At 68.9% G+C, this 15,156-nt stretch carries 15 protein-coding genes; 4 read left to right on the forward strand and 11 right to left on the reverse strand.

Features of this window, described 5'->3' with window-relative positions:
* Positions 1-247 precede the first annotated feature (247 nt).
* Both IHQ52_RS19675 and IHQ52_RS19680 read left to right on the forward strand, forming a co-directional pair.
* A complete protein-coding gene (locus IHQ52_RS19675; RefSeq protein WP_232513000.1) occupies positions 248-835 on the forward strand; it encodes a hypothetical protein in 588 nt (195 codons plus the stop codon).
* Positions 832-2,082 carry an alpha/beta-hydrolase family protein gene (locus IHQ52_RS19680; RefSeq protein ID WP_006438861.1) on the forward strand — a complete coding sequence of 417 codons (1,251 nt, stop codon included), beginning with the start codon at positions 832-834 and terminating at the stop codon, positions 2,080-2,082. Before IHQ52_RS19675 ends, IHQ52_RS19680 begins: the two co-directional genes overlap by 4 nt.
* A gap of 26 nt (positions 2,083-2,108) precedes the next feature.
* On the opposite strand, the gene gatA is transcribed toward IHQ52_RS19680, so the two are convergent.
* Both gatA and gatC read right to left on the reverse strand, forming a co-directional pair.
* Positions 2,109-3,614: an Asp-tRNA(Asn)/Glu-tRNA(Gln) amidotransferase subunit GatA gene (gatA, locus tag IHQ52_RS19685; protein WP_006438860.1), complete on the reverse strand. Its 1,506-nt coding sequence runs from the start codon at positions 3,612-3,614 to the stop codon at positions 2,109-2,111.
* The gene (gene gatC / locus IHQ52_RS19690; protein WP_006438859.1) at positions 3,611-3,922 is read right to left on the reverse strand and encodes an Asp-tRNA(Asn)/Glu-tRNA(Gln) amidotransferase subunit GatC; all 312 of its coding nucleotides are present in this window, start codon (positions 3,920-3,922) and stop codon (positions 3,611-3,613) included. Before gatC ends, gatA begins: the two co-directional genes overlap by 4 nt.
* Before the next feature lie 233 nt (positions 3,923-4,155).
* Here gatC and IHQ52_RS19695 point away from each other — a divergent pair, with 233 nt between their 5' ends.
* Entirely contained in the window at positions 4,156-4,827 is a 672-nt protein-coding gene (locus tag IHQ52_RS19695; RefSeq protein ID WP_024500533.1) for an ACT domain-containing protein, read from the forward strand.
* Between the two features lie 15 nt (positions 4,828-4,842).
* Complete coding sequence (locus tag IHQ52_RS19700) at positions 4,843-5,355, forward strand: O-acetyl-ADP-ribose deacetylase (protein ID WP_024500534.1); 513 nt, start codon at positions 4,843-4,845, stop codon at positions 5,353-5,355.
* A 299-nt stretch (positions 5,356-5,654) separates the two neighbouring features.
* Here IHQ52_RS19700 and ligA read toward each other — a convergent pair whose 3' ends face one another.
* From ligA to IHQ52_RS19745, 9 genes are all read right to left on the reverse strand, one after another.
* Positions 5,655-7,745, reverse strand: a complete 2,091-nt coding sequence (ligA, locus tag IHQ52_RS19705; RefSeq protein WP_024500535.1) for an NAD-dependent DNA ligase LigA — start codon at positions 7,743-7,745, stop codon at positions 5,655-5,657.
* 129 nt (positions 7,746-7,874) lie between these two features.
* Entirely contained in the window at positions 7,875-8,273 is a 399-nt protein-coding gene (locus tag IHQ52_RS19710; RefSeq protein ID WP_024500536.1) for an MmcQ/YjbR family DNA-binding protein, read from the reverse strand.
* 49 nt (positions 8,274-8,322) lie between these two features.
* Positions 8,323-9,339 carry a uroporphyrinogen decarboxylase/cobalamine-independent methonine synthase family protein gene (locus IHQ52_RS19715; protein WP_024500537.1) on the reverse strand — a complete coding sequence of 339 codons (1,017 nt, stop codon included), beginning with the start codon at positions 9,337-9,339 and terminating at the stop codon, positions 8,323-8,325.
* Positions 9,336-10,454, reverse strand: a complete 1,119-nt coding sequence (gene mnmA / locus IHQ52_RS19720) for a tRNA 2-thiouridine(34) synthase MnmA (RefSeq protein ID WP_024500538.1) — start codon at positions 10,452-10,454, stop codon at positions 9,336-9,338. Before mnmA ends, IHQ52_RS19715 begins: the two co-directional genes overlap by 4 nt.
* Entirely contained in the window at positions 10,454-11,674 is a 1,221-nt protein-coding gene (locus tag IHQ52_RS19725) for a cysteine desulfurase family protein (protein ID WP_051349694.1), read from the reverse strand. The genes mnmA and IHQ52_RS19725 overlap by 1 nt, the downstream gene beginning before the upstream one ends.
* A gap of 58 nt (positions 11,675-11,732) precedes the next feature.
* Positions 11,733-12,212, reverse strand: a complete 480-nt coding sequence (locus tag IHQ52_RS19730) for a DUF4334 domain-containing protein (protein ID WP_024500540.1) — start codon at positions 12,210-12,212, stop codon at positions 11,733-11,735.
* A 62-nt stretch (positions 12,213-12,274) separates the two neighbouring features.
* Positions 12,275-13,138, reverse strand: a complete 864-nt coding sequence (locus IHQ52_RS19735) for a lysophospholipid acyltransferase family protein (RefSeq protein WP_024500541.1) — start codon at positions 13,136-13,138, stop codon at positions 12,275-12,277.
* Positions 13,135-14,067, reverse strand: a complete 933-nt coding sequence (locus IHQ52_RS19740) for a GNAT family N-acetyltransferase (RefSeq protein WP_096274975.1) — start codon at positions 14,065-14,067, stop codon at positions 13,135-13,137. Before IHQ52_RS19740 ends, IHQ52_RS19735 begins: the two co-directional genes overlap by 4 nt.
* 86 nt (positions 14,068-14,153) lie before the next feature.
* On the reverse strand, positions 14,154-15,110 hold the full coding sequence (locus IHQ52_RS19745) for an electron transfer flavoprotein subunit alpha/FixB family protein (protein WP_006438818.1): 957 nt from the start codon (positions 15,108-15,110) through the stop codon (positions 14,154-14,156).
* Between the last annotated feature and the right edge of the window lie 46 nt (positions 15,111-15,156).

Here is a 15,156-nt window from a genome sequence, read left to right on the forward strand (position 1 = left end):
AGTCCTCATACTTTCGGGGGAGACGGCCTCGTTCCCGAGTAGTATCCGCAGCCCGGCATCCCCGTCCCGCCGGTGAGTACGAACCGCCCGTCGGAGCGATGTGGACCGGCGGTTTCACCCCTTAGCGTCAAAGGCCATGGACCCTCCCGGATCACTGCGGAAATGGCCTTCGGACAACACTTCTCACCCTGATCACGGATCGGGCCCGGTGCACCGACGGGGCCGGATCCGAACTCTCGTCGCCGCGATGACACTCGCTGTTCTCCTTGCCGGACAATGGATGTCGACGGCGCAAGCAGTTGCCGGTGACACCGGTTCCAGCGCGGGGCCGGTGATCTCGCACCCCGAGGACGCCGACAATCCATATGCCGCTGCCGTCGTCGCACTGACCGGACCGGCGCCGGCCACGACGATGGACGTCCTGCCCGCATCCTTCGAGATGCACATGGGATACACGCCGACGGTCGTGACCGGTGTGCCCACGGACCCGGACGGCGGCTGCTCGTCGCCGGTACCGCTCCCGGACCGGTTCACACCACTGCGCCGCACACACGATTTCGGCTACGACCTGTTGCGTGCTGCCGCGGCAGACGGCCGACCGCTGGGATCGTGGGCGCGATTCGCTTTGGACCGCATGCTGATCGAGGCGATGCAGCGTTCCTGCGATGATCCCGCCTGCGCGACCGCGGCCCGCGTAGCCCGCATCGGTCTGGCCTGGAACACCTGGCGCCAGTTCGGTGGACCGCCGACCCGACAGGAATCGATTCCCCAGCTGGTGTCCACCACGGTCGAACGCGCGCTGGTCGATCGGCAACCCACCGAGGAGTTCTCATGACCAGCGCGCCTGCCGCTCGCGCGTCGATGGACGCCGGGCGAGCCCTGCCTCCCCCGGTTCTCGTGGTCAGTATCGTCTCTTCGTATCTCCTGGCGCTCCATCCCGGAACGCTTCCGCGCGACGCGACGACGACCGCGGTCGTGACGTCCGGCTTCGCCGCCGTGGGCGCGGTCGTGGGAATGTTGTTGTCACGATGGGCTTCCCGACGACGCCCGCACCCGGACACGCAGACCCGTCGCGTCGTCTTCGGTGCCGGGGTGCTGATCGCGGCCGGCGGTGCGGGACTGTCGGTGTGGTGGCAGAGCTTGATCCGCGCCGCGGTCGGGGCGCCGCCCGTTGGGCCCGACTGGTGGGTTGCGGCCACGGTCGCACCCGCTGCAGCGGTCGCCGCGATCGTGCTGATCCCCCGCGTCACCGCGGTGATCGCGGCGTCGGCGGTCGCGCTCGCCGCCGGACTCCTCGCCCCGGCCGACGCCGGTGCCGACCGCGGACAACCGTCGCCGCGCACCATCGTCGTCTCCGAGTTCGGGACTCTGCTGCGCGGAGAACTCGCGGCACCGGAATTCGATCATCCGGCAGAACGGTTGGTGAGGTCCTGGATGCACAGCGGCGGACTGGCGGCTCGTGCGGTGATCGTTGCGGTCCCCACCGGGTCGGGCTGGGTCGACCAGGCCGCGGTCGCCGGTTTCGTCGACCGCTTCGACGGCGACGTCCGGATACTGACACTCCCCTACGCCGACGTGCCGTCGTGGAAGGCGTTCATCTCCGACGACGCGACCGCGACGGAATCGTCGATCACGCTGGTCCGCGAACTCGCGAAGGTTCTGGCGAACCGGCCCGCGGGCGACCGGCCCCGGTTGGTGCTCTACGGCCAGAGCCTCGGCGCGGTGGGGGCCGACGCCGCCCGGGTCTGGCTCGAGGACCATCACCCGTCACTGCTCGCGGAGACCGTCCTGACCGCGCCGCCCGCGGGGACGGTGGCGCAGGCGTCGAGGACGCCGCGGATCGTCGTGGCCAATCGCAGCGATCCGGTGGTCCGCTGGTCGCTCGGCTCGCTGTGGCGTCCGCCTGCGTATCCCGACGACACCGTGCTCGGCGGTCGACGGGTACCCGAGGTCCCCTGGCTGCCGGTCGTCGGATTCCTGCAGTCCAGCGTCGACCTGCTGGCCGCGCTCGACGGACCGACGGGCGTCGGTCACCGCTACGGGACCGAGCAGGCGCGACCGGTCAGCGGCCTGCCGCGGTGACCTCGCACCTCAGGGAGCAAGGGGCGTCAGATGATCGGGCCGCGAGCCGCCTCATACGACGCGCCGACCCGGTAGAGCCGGTCGTCGGCGAGTGCGGGCGCCATGATCTGCAGGCCGACGGGCATGCCGTCGTCCTTCGACAGTCCGGACGGCACCGACATCGACCCGATGCCAGCCAGGTTCACCGGCAGCGTGCAGAGGTCGAACAGGTACATCGCGAGCGGATCGTCGACCTTCTCCCCGATCGGGAAGGCAGTGGTCGGGGTGGTCGGCGAGATCAGTACGTCGACCTTCTCGAAGGCGGCGGTGAAGTCGCGCGAGATCAGGGTGCGGACCTTCTGCGCCTGACCGTAGTAGGCGTCGTAGTAGCCCGAGGACAGCGCGTACGTGCCGATCATGATGCGGCGCTTCACCTCTGGGCCGAAACCGGCTTCGCGGCTCAGCGCCATGACCTCGTCGGCCGAATGCGAACCGTCGTCGCCGACGCGTAGTCCGTACCGCATGGCGTCGAAGCGTGCGAGGTTCGACGACACCTCTGACGGAAGGATCAGATAGTAGGCGCCGAGCGCGTAGGTGAAGTGCGGGCAGCTGACCTCGACGACCTCCGCGCCGCGCTCGGTGAGCAGTTCGACCGCCTGGTGAAAGGAGTCGAGCACGCCGGACTGGTAGCCCTCGCCCTGCAGTTCGGTGACGACGCCGATCTTTACACCTTTGAGGTCCTGTTCCGCACCTTCGCGAGCGGCCGCGACCACGTCGGGTACCGGCACGTTGATCGAGGTGGAGTCACGCGGGTCGTGTCCGGCGATGACCTCGTGCAGCATCGCGGTGTCGAGGACCGTGCGGCCACACGGGCCACCCTGGTCGAGCGACGACGCGCATGCGACGAGTCCGTAGCGGGAGACGGTGCCGTAGGTCGGCTTGACGCCGACGGTCGCGGTGACGGCGGCCGGCTGCCGGATCGAGCCGCCCGTGTCGGTACCGATCGCGAGCGGGGCCTCATACGACGCGAGCGCCGCGGCGCTACCGCCGCCCGACCCGCCGGGGATCTTGGTGGGGTCCCACGGATTTCGGGTCAGCTGGTAGGCGGAGTTCTCGGTCGAACTGCCCATGGCGAACTCGTCCATGTTGGTCTTGCCCAGGATCGGGATGCCTGCGGCGCGGAGCCGTTCGGTGACCGCGGCGTCGTAGGGCGGAACCCAACCCTCGAGGATCTTGGAACCGCACGTCGTGGGGGCGTCGGTGGTGGTGAAGACGTCCTTGAGCGCGATCGGCACCCCGGCGAGCGACGACACGGGCTCGCCCGATGCGATCGCGTCGTCGGCGGCCTTGGCGGCGACGAGCGCCTCGGCGCCGCTGACGTGCAGGAAGGCACCCAGCTCGCCGTCGACCTCGGCGATGCGGTCGAGGTGGGCCTGCGTGACCTCGACCGAGCTGACCTCGCGGGTCGCGATCTTGGTGGCGAGTTCGGCCGCGGACAGACCGGTCAGGTCACCGGCGGGACGAGGAGCTGCGGCGTGCGAATCGGGGCTCACTGCTCTTCTCCCAGGATCTGCGGAACGGCGAAACGGTCCTGTTCGACGGCCGGCGCACCGGACAGCGCGGCGTCGGTGCTCAGGCCGGGCACGACGACGTCGGGACGCAGCACGTTGGCGAGTTCGGCCGGATGCGCGGTTCCGGGCACGTCGTCGGCGGCCACCTCCGACACCGACGCGACGTGGGTCAGGATCGAGTCCAGCTGCTTGGCGTAGACATCGAGTTCGTCCTCGCTCAGCGCCAGTCGCGACAGTCGCGCCAGATGCGCGACCTCTTCACGCGATATGGACTTCGGTTCGCCAGCCACCGTCAGCGTCCTCTCTCACCATCACTTGCTCGGTCATGTCGCTCACCCGACGCCCATGCGACGCAGATGCGCCTCTCCAGCCTATGGGAACGCGCCAACCCGACTCACCCCAGCCACCGGTTGCACCTCCCGGACACACCCGCCCCGCCCCCGGCGCGGCGCACCCGGTCGCCTCCGGCGCGGCGCACCCGGTCGCCCCCGGCGCTGCGCGCGCCGTCGCCACGGGTGCGAGAATGACCCACGTGTCTTACCTGTTGCGCGTCCAGCTCGAGGACCGTCCCGGCAGTCTCGGCGTGCTCGCCGTGCAGCTCGGTTCGGTCGGTGCCGACATCCTGTCACTCGAAGTGGTCGAACGCGGCAACGGTTATGCCGTCGACGACCTGGTCGTCGAGGTGGCACCCGGTGCGCTGCCGGACAGCCTGATCACGGCAGCCGAGAAGGTCAACGGCGTTCGCGTGGATTCGATCCGCCCGTATTCCGGCGTGCTCGACACCCACCGCGAACTCGAGCTCGTCGACCAGGTCGCCACCGCGAAGCGCAAGGATCGCCTCCAGGTCCTCGTCGACAACGCCCCGCGCGTGCTGCGGGTGTCGTGGGCGATGGTCATCACCAGGGCCAGCGGCGGCGTCCTACAGCTGTTCGGCTCCTCCGGCGCCCCGGAAACCCCACTCACCAGGGCTGATTGGCTGCCTCTGGAGCATGCGGCGCAACTCGACGCCGAAGGCGACTGGGTGCCGGGTGCATGGCAGGACATGGACACCCGCCTCGCCGCGGCGCCGATCGGCTCCAATGACAAGGCGATCCTGCTCGGCCGCATCGGCGGGCCGGATTTCCGGCCCTCGGAGGTCGCCCGACTCGGCTACCTCGCCGGGATCGTCAGTACGGTGTTGCGCGCCGACGGTTAGCAGGATGATGGAGGCATGACCTCCATCACACTCACGCAAGGAGACATCACCCTTCAGTCGGTCGACGCGATCGTCAATGCCGCCAATTCGACACTCCTCGGCGGTGGCGGGGTCGACGGCGCCATCCATCGGCGTGGAGGTCCCGCGATTCTCGCCGAGTGCAAGGAACTCCGGGCCGGACGCTACAAGCGCGGACTCCCCGTCGGCGAAGCAGTTGCCACCACCGCCGGCGATCTGGATGCACGCTGGGTCATCCACACGGTCGGACCGGTGCACTCCCACGATGAGGACCGATCCGAATTCCTGGTCGCCTGCTATCGCGAATCCCTCCGCGTGGCAGACGAATTGGGTGCGACGACGATCGCCTTCCCGGCCATCTCGACCGGCGTCTACGGTTGGCCCATGGCCGATGGCGCACGCCGGGCCATCGACACCGTCCGGTCCGTGGACACCGCGATGACCGAGATCCGGTTCGTGTTGTTCGATCCGCGGGCGTACCGCGCCTTCGACGCCGCGCTCAACGGTTAGCGCTGCTCAACGAAAAGAATTCGCTCCTGAGGAGCGGACTTACGAAGCGGAATCCCTGCTCCCTGAGGAGCGACCGGAGCGGACTGACGAAGCGGAATCCCTGCTCCCTGAGGAGCGTCCGGAGCGGACTGACGAAGCGGAATCCCTGCTCCCTGAGGAGCGACCGGAGCTTGCGGAGGACGCGTCTCGAAGGGTCGACGACGCGATCTCATCAGGCCTTCGAGGCTCGTCGCTTGCGCTCCTCACACCTCAGGCAGCGAAGGGTCGTGCCGCGTTCTTTCGATCCGGCCGCGAGGGGGTCACTCGGGACTGCCGGTCTCCAGGAGACGCTTGAACGCGTCCTCGTCGAGGACCGGCACACCGAGTTGCTCGGCCTTGTCGGCCTTGCTCCCCGGCGAGTCACCCACGACCACGTAGTCGGTCTTCTTCGACACCGATCCCGATGCCTTGCCGCCACGCTGCAGGATCGCCTCCTTGGCGCCGTCGCGGGAGAAGTCCACCAGCGATCCGGTCACGACGATGGTCTTGCCCTCGAGGGTCCGCGCGATCGAGTCGTCACGCTCGTCCTCCATGGAAACGCCTGCGGCGCGCCACTTCTCCACGATCTCCCGATGCCAGTCGATGGTGAACCAGTCGTGGATCGACTGCGCGAGAGTCATGCCGAGGCCCTCGACGTCGGCGAGCTGTTCGACGTCGGCGGCCTCGATGGCCTCCAGTGAGCCGAACTCGGTGGCCAGCGCGCGCGCCGCGGTGGGCCCGACGTGGCGGATCGACAGACCCACCAGCACGCGCCACAACGCCACGTCCTTGGCCTTGTCGAGGTTGGCCAGCAAGCGTTTCCCGTTCGCCGACAACGCGCCCGCCTTGGTGGTGAACAACTCCGTGCGGGCGAGGTCGTCGGCGGAGATGGAGAACAGATCACCCTCGTTGCGGATCACCTTTGCCGACAGCAGCGCGGTGGCTGCCTCGTAACCGAGCGCCTCGATGTCGAACGAACCACGACCGGCGAGATGAAAGAGCCGCTCCCGCAATTGAGCCGGGCAACTCTCCTGATTCGGGCACCGGACGTCGACGTCGGATTCCTTCTCCGGACGCAACGGCGTACCGCATTCCGGACAGCGCTCGGGCATCTCGAACTCGAGCTCGGAACCGTCGCGCAGGTCGACCACCGGCCCGAGCACCTCGGGGATCACATCGCCGGCCTTGCGGATGGTCACGGTGTCGCCGATGAGCACACCCTTGCGCTTGACCTCCGAGCCGTTGTGGAGGGTCGCGCGAGAGACCGTCGAACCCGCGACGAGGACCGGTTCGAGCACCGCGAACGGTGTGACGCGACCGGTGCGCCCGACGCCGACCTGGATGTCGCGCAGCTTGGTCGTGGCCTCTTCCGGCGGGTACTTGTAGGCGATCGCCCACCGCGGTGCGCGCGAGGTGGAACCGAGGCGGCGTTGGACGCCGAAGTCGTCGACCTTGACCACGATGCCGTCGATCTCGTGGTCGACGTCGTGGCGGTGTTCGCCCCAGTAGGAGATCTTGTCGAGGATCTCGGCGGCGGTCGAGGCCTTGGTGGTGTGGGTGGACACCGGAAGTCCCCACGCGCCGAGCGCGAGATAGGCATCATGCAACGACTCCGGCCGCCACCCCTCGGTGTGGCCGATGCCGTGACAGATCATCCGCAGTTTTCGACGAGCGGTGACCTGCGGGTTCTTCTGCCGCAGCGACCCAGCCGCCGAGTTGCGTGGATTGGCGAACGGCGGCTTGCCATCGGCCACCAGGGACGCGTTGAGCGCCTCGAAATCCTCGACACGGAAGAAGACCTCGCCGCGCACCTCGAGGACGTCCGGGATCGGATAGCCGTCGGCGGCCGTCAGTCGGTGCGGGATGTCGTCGATGGTGCGCGCGTTGAGCGAGACGTCCTCACCGGTGCGACCGTCGCCACGGGTGACACCGCGTTCGAGGACTCCGTTGCGGTATACGAGCGCCAGGGCGACACCGTCGATCTTGAGTTCGCAGAGGAACTCGACCTCGGCACCGGCGTCGGAGTTGACCCTCTGGACCCAGGAGGTCATCTCGTCGTAGTCGAAGACGTTGTCCAGCGACATCATCCGCTCGAGATGGTCGACCGGGGAGAACGCGGTGGAGAAACCGCCGCCGACCAGTTTTGTCGGCGAGTCGGGCGTCGCGAGCTCGGGGTGACTGTCCTCGAGGTCCTGCAGGCGTCGTAGGAGAGCATCGAACTCGCCGTCGGAGATGACCGGCGCATCCTTCACGTAGTACCGGAACTGATGCTCGCGGATCTCCTCGGCGAGCTCCGTCCACTGCTCCCGCAGGTCTCCCTCGGGTCCCGACTGTTCGGTCGCCGGCCGCCCCGACTCCGTTGTTTCTGCCACGCACCGAGGGTATCGGAGTACCCGGACAACGAGCCCGGAGCTCACCGGGCAACTGCACCGCCCCTACGGAATGACGTCGCGCGCGACGTCAACACCTCGGGGAGAAGTGGCGAAGCCGCTGCTCTCGGATCACGGAGCGGTCGAGTCGAGCTTCGCCAGCGACCGTTTCGGCGCGACCTGACGGTAGCTGGCGTCGAGGAGTTCGGCGACCTCGTCCCAGTCGGGGTCCCCGTCACCGTCGAGGATCAGGGCCAGCCACCCGTAGGGGCCGTAGTAGGCCGGCACGTAGAACCGCGGATCCTCTTCGAGCGCGGGCTTCTCCGACTCGTCGGGGATGAACAGGACCGAGTGGTCGTAGCGGATCTTGCCACCCTTCAGACCGCCGCCGTAGTTGGCGAACATCTTGCCGCACCGGAACGTCGGGCGACCGTGCGCCACGACCTCGGTGGCGTCGGGAAGCGCGAGCGCGATCTCGCGGACGCGACCCAGGATCGGGTCGGCGTCGTCGAACATGATCGGATGCGGCATGCCCGCAGGATAGTTCCGGCCGCCCGGGTTCCGCAGTCGTTCCGGGTCGTCAGAGGGCGGTCGGGTCGCCGGCGAGCAGCTGACCCGCTTCGGCAACCACCGCGAGAGCCTTGCGCGCCCAGCTCTCCGACGCTCCGGCCATACCGCAGGTCGGTGTGACGATGACGCTCTCCGACAACACTTTCCGGTTGAGGCCGATTCGGTCGGTGAGTGCGGCGAGGCCGGTCGCCACGGTCTCGGCGTTGACCGGCTGTTTCGGCGCGGTGGACGGCACCCGACCGGCAACCAGTACATCCCCGCGATCGATGAGCATCCCGATGCCGTCGAGGTCGGCGTCGCCGGGTGCGGTGACGTCTATCGAATACGCCACGCCCCGAAGGTGTTCGAGGAGATCCCAACGGGGACGGCTGCAGTCGTGGAGCACCACCGGGGCGTCGACGTGATCGATCAGCTCGGTGAGGGCCCGCGCCACCTCGACCGCCGGGATCGCCCGGATCGGGTCGAATCGGGTGAGGGGTGTGACGGTTCCGTCGATGACCCGGCCGATCATCGGTTCGTCGATCTGGACCACGACCTGTGCGCCCAGGCGCCGGGTGACCTCGCCGACGTGTTCGCGGATTCCTTCGGCGGTGGACGCGACGATGTCGCGGACCGCGCCCGGATCCTTCAGCACACGATGACCGTTGGGCAGTTCGACCGACGCCGACGTCGTGAACGGACCGGCGACCTGGACCTTGTAGGCTCGGCCGGTACCGACGAATCCCGCTGTCTCCCACAGCTCCTCGGCGACGTCGAGATCCTCTTTGAGGTAGTCACGCGCTCGCCGGGTCAGTTGCGACTCCCGTTGCGCCAACCGGTATCCCCAGGTCGCGGTGTCCATCGGGAGGTCGACGAGGATCGCGGCCATCCGGCCGATCAGGTCCGAGCCCGCTCCGCGACCGGGGAGTTCGACGAGGTGCGCGAGGTCGAGTTCACCGTTGACGACGGCAGCGGCCGCGCGCGGATCGGTGCCGGGCATCGAGCCCACGCCGGTGCCGATACCGGTGGGCAGATCGGGTGTGGTCACCGAGCCGCGACAGCGGTCGGTCGCGACGTGGTCGACGCGATGCGTCCGCATCCGACGACCTGATCGCCGCGCTCCGCGTCGGGCAGGTACAGCACGGCGGCCTGGCCGCGTGCGACGCCGGTCAGCGGTTCGTGCAGGACGATGTCGATCGCGGGTTCGCCGTCGACGGTGGTCGGCGTCGCGGTCACCGGCGCGAGCCCGCCGTGGGCGCGGACCTGGACCACGGCCTCGAACGGCTCGTCGGGGGTGATGCCCGACGTCCACACCGCGCGGGTGGCGGTGATGCCCCAGACCTGCAGATCCTCCGCGGTGCCGACCGTGACGGTGCCCGAGTCCGGGTCGATCTCGGTGACGTAGCGGGGCTTGCCGTCCGCGGCGGGGGCGTCGATGCCGAGCCCCTTGCGCTGTCCGATGGTGAAACCGTGGACACCCTCGTGGTCGGCGAGGCGCTCACCGGACGAGGCGTCGACGACCGCGCCCGGACGGATCCCGATCTTGGCGCCGAGGAAGGCGCGGGTGTCACCGCTGGGGATGAAGCAGATGTCATGCGAGTCGGGCTTGTCGGCGACCGCGAGACCGCGGCGCGCGGCCTCCGCCCGGATCTCGGCCTTCGGGGTGTCCCCGACCGGGAACAGCGCACGGGAGAGCTGCTCGCGGGTGAGGACGGCGAGCACGTAGGACTGGTCCTTGTCGTCGTCGACGGCCCGGCGCAGCTCACCGTCGACGAGCTGGGCGTAGTGACCGGTGGCCAGCGCGTCGAAGCCGAGGGCGATCGCCTTGTCGGCGAGCGCGGCGAACTTGATCTTCTCGTTGCACGTCAGGCACGGGTTGGGGGTGCGTCCGGCGGCGTAGGCCTCGACGAACTCGTCGATGACGTCGTCCTTGAACCGGTCGGCGAAATCCCAGACGTAGAACGGGATTCCGAGCACGTCCGCGGCACGGCGCGCATCCGAGGCGTCCTCCCGGGAGCAGCAGCCGCGGGAGCCGGTACGCAGTGCTCCCGGTGCGGTCGAGAGAGCGAGGTGGACGCCGACGACCTCGTGTCCGGCGTCGACGGCACGCGCGGCCGCGACCGCCGAGTCGACGCCGCCACTCATCGCTGCGAGTACGCGCATCAGGAGACCTTTCCGCCGGGTGCGGAGACGAGGCCGGCGGCGCGAGCACGATCCACGACCTCGTCGATGACCTGGGCCACCGCGTCGATGTCGGCGTCGGTGGTCGTGTGGGAGAGCGAGAACCGCAGCGACGAGCGGGCGTCGGCCATGTCGAGTCCCATCGCGAGCAACACGTGGCTCGCCTGCGCGACACCCGCGGTGCAGGCGGAACCGGTGGAGCACTCGATGCCCTTGGCGTCGAGCAGCATCAGCAGGGAGTCTCCTTCGCAGCCGGCGAAGGAGACATGCACGTTTCCGGGCAGGCGTGCGTCCACATCGGCCCCGTTGCGCACCGTGCCCTCGACGCCGAGCAGGACGTCGGTGAGCCGCGACGCGAGGGCGCGTACGCGGGTCGTGTTCTCCTCCATGTGCTCGACACACCAGGTCAGCGCAGCGGCCATGCCGGCGGCCCCGGCGACGTCCTGGGTGCCCGACCGCACGTCACGTTCGTGGCCTCCACCGTGCTGTAGCGGGACGCAGGCGACCTCACGACCCAGCAGCAACGCACCGACGCCCTGCGGTCCGCCGAACTTGTGGGCGGCGAGGCTCAGCGCGGACAGTCCGCTGGCGGTGAAGTCGATCGGCAGGTGGCCGACGGCCTGGACGGCGTCGGAGTGCACCGGCACGCCGAACTCGGCGCCGAGCGCCACGATCTCGGCGATGGGCTGAATGGAACCGACCTCGTTGTTGGCCCACATGACCGAGATGAGGGCGGTCTGGTCGGCGTGTGCCTCCAGTTCGGCACGGAGATCGGCGGGTGAGACCACGCCGTCGGCGTCGACCGGCAGCACCACCAGCTCGGCTCCGGCGTCGGCCGCGAGCCACTGCGCGGGGTCGAGGACCGCGTGGTGCTCGACCCCCGACACGATGATGCGGCGACGCTGCTCATCGGCCCGGCGACGGGCCCAGTAGATCCCCTTGACCGCGAGATTGTCAGATTCGGTACCGCCCCCGGTGAAGATGACCTCCGACGGCCGCGCACCGACCGCCGCGGCGATCGCCTCGCGCGCCTCCTCGAGGCGGCGTCGGGCGGTGCGGCCGGATCCGTGCAGGGAGGAGGCGTTACCCGGCGTGCTGAAGACAGCGGTCATCGCCTCGACGGCTTCGGGCAGCATCTGCGTCGAAGCGGCGTGGTCGAGGTAGACGGACGTGCGCGGAGGCACTCGGGTTGGCAGGGGCATCGCTAGCAAGGATAAACGCGCGGCCGACGTCGACAAATTCCGCGACCGCGTGCCTGCCTCAGACGCGTTCGAGATAGAAGTACAGGTGGCGTCCGTCGATGACGCCGCCCTTGCCGTTCATGATGCCCATGACGGTGGTGTCGTCGACGCGCTTGAAGTGATCGATGACCGGCTGGCCGTCGTAAACCATCGACGCGGTGATCTCGCCGCGGAACTCGATCGCCCACAGGCTCGCCTCGCCCTTGCCGAGTGCGACGTTGGAGAACAGCTTGCCGTTCTCGTCGCGACAGACCAGCGGCTGCACATCACTGCGCGAGGTGAAGGTCTTGCCGAACCAATTGGCCTTCCCCAGCACCCCGTTGATGGCGTGGCCGGTGGTGAACTCGCCACCCTTCCACGCCCCCAGCATCTCTTCGGGACGCAGCGTCGCGAGCCCCGCCCAGACGGTGTCGAGGACCGCGTCGTCGACGAGCCCTTCCGCTTCCCGCAGCTCGAAGAACTTGGCGCGGGCCGCTTCCCGGGTCAGGGTGGACGTCATCGTCGGACTCCTTCGACATACGGCGATCTTCTCGGCCGCGTGCGCGGCCGCTCCGAAGGAACCTATATCAGAGAACAGTCGATGTCACTTTCCGCCGAACTCAGGACGCGTTCGCAGCGACGCGCCAACTCGCGACGGTCGGTTCCCGGCGCTTCGGCGGGCTCGAGACGGACGACCACGGTCAGTCCGCGGGCCCGCAGCACTCTCCGGAGGGTGTCCAGGGGAGAGTCGTCGCCGATGAAACTCGGGTCGGTCGCGGCGTGTCCGTCCGGCCCGAGAAACCTCAGACGGACCGGGAGCACCGGCACCGCGGCGTCGATCGCGGCCTGGAAGAACGCCGGACGGAACTCACCGCCGGTGCGGCCGCAGAAGGTGGTCCCCTCCGGGAACACGATCACCGAGGAGTCGGCGGCCAGGCGCGCGCAGACCCCGCCCACCGCCGCCGGGAGTCCGCGCAGCGTTCCACGGTCGACGGCGATCACGCCGAATCTGCGCGCGATCCCCGCGACGACCGGCATGTCGACGACGTCCGATTTCGCCACCACATGCGCCGAGCTCACCAGGGCCAGCGCGAGGACGTCGAGGAACGAGATGTGATTGGCGACGATGAGCCCGGTCGCGCGCGGGTCGCGTCGCCGGTCGTCGACGACGACCCGGATACCGAGCGCGGCGAGCAGCGGGCCCGAGGCCCGCGCCCGAAGCGCTCGCCGTGGCCGATGCCGCAGGCGCGCCACCGCCTCGTCGGCGACGAGCATCCCGACGATCCAGCAGACGACGGCGGCGAGGCGGCACAGTCGCTGACCCACGACCACCGCGTCGACGAGCAGTGCGACACGCCTCGTGCCCCGGGGACCGAGGCAACTGTCTCCGCAGGTGCTGACCGGGAACCACGGGTGCCGCGCCGGTTCCGCCGACAGCGGGATCATCGCGACGGGGCGGCCGAGCCGAGGCGCTGGGCGCTCGATCGCAGGCGTTCGAGGTAGCGCCGGTTGGTACCTTCCCGATCGAGCACCGTGAGGAAGTCCGCGACATCGAAGACGTCGTCGACGGCGGGTTCGCCGCAGATACGGGCACCCATCCGCAGGTATCCGCGCATCAGGGGCGGCATGCCGACGGTGTCCGACGGCGTGATGTCCTCGAGCAACCGCCCGCCGATGCGTGGGGGCGTCAGTGGAGAGACATGCAGGACGGGGTCGGTGTAGTCCTCACGCAGCCGGTCACGGACCGCGCGCAAGACCGACCCGGGCATCCACTCCCCCGGGCTGTGCAGGGGCACCGATACACAACCCATCAGATAGCGGTAGCCGGCCTGATCCATGTACTGCAGCAGGGCCGCCCACATGAGCGCGGTGACCGACCCGTCACGATGCTCGGAGTGGACGCAGGCACGACCCAGTTCGACTGTCTCCGCGAAGATGTCGGCCACGGCTCCGAGGTCGAACTCGGTGGACGAATACCAGCCGCCGGCGGCGATCGCGCGTGGCGGGGCCAGCAGCCGTGCGCATCCGATGACGCCGTGGTCGTCGTGCCGCACGACGAGGTGTTCACAGAACTCGTCGAAACGATCGGCGTCGCGTCCGGTGACGGCGTCGCCGATGCGATCGGAGAACCCGGGCTCGTCGGCGAAGACCCGGTAGCGGAGTTGTTGGACGGCAACGATGTCGGCCGGGTCTTCGGACACGAGCACCCGGACCGGGCCGGCGGTCAACAAGGTGGTCGAGACGGCGGAAGCGGTTGCAGCGGACGAGGCGATGGACTGCAGAGCGTTCATGCCCCGAATGAAAGCCAGCGTCTGCGTCGCCACGGCCACGTCGGCGTGACGTGTCGGGGCGAACCGGGTGAACACGAGACGCACCGGGATTCCGGGTGAACGGAACGCGAACGCACGGTGGCCCCCGACGCGAACGTCGGGGGCCACCGGAGTTCTGCGTGATCAGCAGATCACTTGCGCTTCTTGACCTCTTCGGTCAGCTGCGGTGCGACGTTGAACAGGTCGCCCACGACGCCGTAATCGGCGATCTCGAAGATCGGCGCCTCTTCGTCCTTGTTGACCGCGACGATGGTCTTCGAGGTCTGCATACCGGCCCGGTGCTGGATCGCACCCGAGATACCCAGGGCGACGTAGAGCTGCGGCGACACGGTCTTACCGGTCTGACCGACCTGGAACTGACCCGGGTAGTACCCGGAGTCGACCGCGGCACGCGAAGCACCCACGGCGGCACCGAGGGCGTCGGCGAGCTCCTCGACGACCGAGAACTTCTCGGCGCTACCGACACCGCGACCACCGGAGACCACGATCGAGGCCTCGGTGAGCTCGGGACGATCGCCACCGATGTTCGGCTCGACCTTGGTGATCTTGACGGCGTTCTCGGCCGCAGCCGGGACCTCGACATCGACACGCTCGCCGGCACCGGCCTGCGGAGCGGCCTCCACACCACCCGGGCGGATCGAGATGACCGGGGTGTCGCCCTTGGCCTGCGCCTCGACGGTGAACGCACCACCGAAGATGGAGTGGATGCCCACCCCGCCTTCCTTGACGTCGACGACGTCGGCGAGGACACCCGAGCCGAGACGCACGGCGAGACGGCCGGCGATCTCCTTGCCGTCGGCGGTGGCCGCGACCAGGATCGCTGCCGGAGCAGCACTCTCGGCGATCGAGGACAGCACGTCGACCTGCGGGTTGATCAGGTAGGTGGCCGCGTCGTCGGACTCGGCGACGTAGACCTTCTCAGCGCCGGCTTCCTTGAGGCCGTCGATGATCGCATCGGCCGAGCCGGGCTTGCCGACGACGACAGCCGACGGGGTACCGAGGGCGCGGGCGGCGGTGATGAGCTCGCTGGTGACCTTCTTCAGGGCGCCTTCGGCGTCCTGCTCCACGAGCACGAGTACTTCTGCCATGTTGGTTTTCTCCTGAATGTCTGGGGTTCGCCGGATTGTCTGGTGG

It is taken from the genome of Gordonia amicalis (assembly GCF_022059885.1).
Classification (GTDB): domain Bacteria; phylum Actinomycetota; class Actinomycetes; order Mycobacteriales; family Mycobacteriaceae; genus Gordonia; species Gordonia amicalis.

Coding starts and splice junctions, on each gene's coding strand:
- IHQ52_RS19675 (WP_232513000.1), top strand. CDS start 248: ATGACACTCGCTGTTCTCCTTGCCGGACAATGGATGTCGACGGCGCAA.
- IHQ52_RS19680 (WP_006438861.1), top strand. CDS start 832: ATGACCAGCGCGCCTGCCGCTCGCGCGTCGATGGACGCCGGGCGAGCC.
- IHQ52_RS19695 (WP_024500533.1), top strand. CDS start 4,156: ATGACCCACGTGTCTTACCTGTTGCGCGTCCAGCTCGAGGACCGTCCC.
- IHQ52_RS19700 (WP_024500534.1), top strand. CDS start 4,843: ATGACCTCCATCACACTCACGCAAGGAGACATCACCCTTCAGTCGGTC.
- IHQ52_RS19710 (WP_024500536.1), bottom strand. CDS start 8,273: ATGCCGCATCCGATCATGTTCGACGACGCCGACCCGATCCTGGGTCGC.
- mnmA (WP_024500538.1), bottom strand. CDS start 10,454: ATGCGCGTACTCGCAGCGATGAGTGGCGGCGTCGACTCGGCGGTCGCG.
- IHQ52_RS19725 (WP_051349694.1), bottom strand. CDS start 11,674: ATGCCCCTGCCAACCCGAGTGCCTCCGCGCACGTCCGTCTACCTCGAC.
- IHQ52_RS19730 (WP_024500540.1), bottom strand. CDS start 12,212: ATGACGTCCACCCTGACCCGGGAAGCGGCCCGCGCCAAGTTCTTCGAG.
- IHQ52_RS19735 (WP_024500541.1), bottom strand. CDS start 13,138: ATGATCCCGCTGTCGGCGGAACCGGCGCGGCACCCGTGGTTCCCGGTC.
- IHQ52_RS19745 (WP_006438818.1), bottom strand. CDS start 15,110: ATGGCAGAAGTACTCGTGCTCGTGGAGCAGGACGCCGAAGGCGCCCTG.